Here is a 396-nt window from a genome sequence, read left to right as displayed (position 1 = left end):
TACCCGAACTGGTCGAGCTTGCGAAGAAAACGCCGGGCGGCATGTCATACGGCTCGCAGGGCCAGGGGTCGGGCGGCCAGTTGCTCGCCGAGATGTTCGGCAAGGCCGCCGGCCTCAAGCTGATCCACGTACCCTATCGCGGATCGGCGCTCGCCTATCCAGATCTGATTGCCGGACGCGTGTCTTTCATTTTCGGCAGTTACGGCGGCGCGCGGGCGTTCCTCGCCGACAACCGCCTGCGCGCCCTCGCGGTACCCTCCAGGCAACGGCTCGCGGCGTTGCCCGACGTGCCGACCATGGAGGAACTGGGCTATCGCGACATGGAACTGGATATCTGGAACGGTCTTGTAGCGCCCCCGGGAACTCCCGACGAGACAGTGGCGCAGCTGCGCGACC

1 protein-coding gene is annotated in these 396 nt (G+C 66.2%); it reads left to right on the top strand.

Annotation, left to right across the window (positions count from 1 at the left end):
• Positions 1–396 (top strand): tripartite tricarboxylate transporter substrate-binding protein (locus tag I6F37_RS43655; protein WP_249795505.1); only part of this gene is annotated, 396 nt, incomplete at both ends.

It is taken from the genome of Bradyrhizobium sp. NBAIM08, from assembly GCF_020193935.1.
Lineage (GTDB): Bacteria > Pseudomonadota > Alphaproteobacteria > Rhizobiales > Xanthobacteraceae > Bradyrhizobium > Bradyrhizobium yuanmingense.
Note: the sequence above shows the minus strand (reverse complement) of the source record. Positions and strands in the feature narration are given on the sequence as shown.